1 protein-coding gene and 1 pseudogene are annotated in these 2,073 nt (G+C 39.9%); both read left to right on the top strand.

Annotated features, from left to right (window positions below):
* A partial coding sequence (locus EKM99_RS15535; protein WP_125584205.1) for a MobA/MobL family protein occupies nt 1-1,472 on the top strand: 1,472 nt, incomplete at its 5' end.
* Nucleotides 1,447-2,073, top strand: a pseudogene (locus EKM99_RS15530) (DNA topoisomerase); the annotation flags it as partial. The gene EKM99_RS15535 and the pseudogene EKM99_RS15530, both read left to right, overlap by 26 nt.

Here is a 2,073-nt window from a genome sequence, read left to right as displayed (position 1 = left end):
TTAGTGTAAATCAAGTTTTAGAGCAAAAAAATATTCCCGATCGGATCAGCGAAAAATCATTTATCGAGGAGGGAATATCTGATACCCCAATGCAACATGAGGGAATCAATAGTAAGCGGCATGAAAGAAAAGAATTTAACCAACAAGTTAAGGACTATCGCAAGGCCAAAGCCAGTTATAAAAATAACCAAGAAAAAGTAATCAATAGAGGTCATTTAGATAGCCTAAGTAAACACTTCTCGTTTAATGAAAAACGGGTAGTTAAAGAGTTAAGCCATGAACTGAAAACTTATATCAGTTTGGAGAACTTAGATGATAAGCGGCGCATGCTATTTAATTGGAAAAACAGCACCTTAATTAAACATGCGGTTGGTGAAGATGTGACTAAACAATTATTGACAATTAACCAACAAGAAAGCTCACTCAAAAAAGCAGATGAACTCTTAAATAAAGTGGTTGATCGCACGACTAAAAAACTTTATCCAGAGCTTAATTTTGAACAGACCACGCAAGCTGAAAGACGAGAATTAATTAAGGAAACCGATAGCGAACAAACAGTTTTCAAGGGTAGTGAATTAAACGAACGTTTAATGAACATTCGTGATGATTTGTTGACCCAACAATTATTGACCTTTACCAAACGGCCATACGTTGGCTGGAAGTTATTAATGCAACAAGAAAAGGAAGTCAAAATCGAACTGAAATATACGCTGATGATTCATGACGATAACTTAGAAAGTCTAGAACACGTCGATCAAGGGTTACTAGAGAAATATTCGCCAACCGAACAGCAAAAGATTACTCGCGCAGTCAAAGATCTACGGGCAATCATGGCCGTTAAGCAAGTCATTAAAACGCAATACCATGAAGTATTGAAAAGGGCCTTTCCCAAAGGCGATTTAGATGGATTGCCATTGATTAAACAGGAACAAGCCTATACAGCCGTGATGTACTATGATCCTGTTTTAAAGCCATGTCAGGCCGAAACGATTGAACAGTGGCAAGCAAACCCACCACAGGTTTTCAGCCTCCCAGAACATCAACAAGGACTAGCTTATTTATCGGGACAGCTGAGCTTAGATCAGTTAGAAAATCATCACTTACAACGGGTTTTAAAGCATGATGGTACTAAACAACTCTTTTTTGGCGAATGCAAAGCTGATCCGACGATTAAGAACAGTCAGATCGAGAAAATCCAAATGCAGTTAAAAGAGCAACAAGCCAAGGACGACCAGTATAGAAAAGCAAATATCGGACATTATCAACCACTGAACTACAAGCCAGTTAGTCCAGACTATTACTTAAAGACGGCCTTTAGTGACGCGATCATGACTGTTCTATATGCTCGTGATGAAGATTACCAACGGCAAAAACAGGCGCAAGGTTTAAAGGAGACTGAGTGGGAAATGACGAAAAAGCAGCGGCAACATCAAACCCGGAACCGGCATGAAGATGGGGGCATGCACTTGTAATCACAAAATTAGCGACTGGTTAATTGGTATGAATGGTAGCCCATAATGTATTTTATATTGAGAAAAATTTGGTACGTAGAGCGTGCTCGATTAGTTACGTATAGCTGCCAGCCTTGTGTATGGTCTATCAAAGAGACCAGGTAAACAAAACCTTTAAGCCGAAACCCTATTTTGAACTAAATGCTGAAATTCTTGCTAATCAGCAAAAATTCGTCGCAAAATTAGACCCCTATCAGCGATTTAAAGACGAAGCAGGGCTAATAACATTCATGCAAGCTAAACACGTTCAGAAAAGCTCACAGGCCGGTTTAATCAAGAACGTCCAAAAGCAAGGCAAGAAGCGTGCTAGTCCCCAACTATTCTCGCTATCCAGTCTCCAAAGTGCCATGAATAAACGTTATCACGCCAGCGCCAGCCAAACCTTAGCGGCTATTCAAAGCTTATACGAAGACAAACTGCTCAGTTATCCCCGCACCGATTGTGCTTATATCACTGATGAAGAATTTGATTATTTAGTGGCTAATCTGACGAAGTATCTGGGTTTGGTCTCTAAGCCAGTCGCTTTAACCAATACCACTCCGAACAAACGCTATGTTGATGG

The sequence above is a fragment of the Levilactobacillus cerevisiae genome (genome assembly GCF_003946245.1).
Lineage (GTDB): Bacteria > Bacillota > Bacilli > Lactobacillales > Lactobacillaceae > Levilactobacillus > Levilactobacillus cerevisiae.
This window is presented reverse-complemented; position numbering and strand designations above follow the sequence as displayed.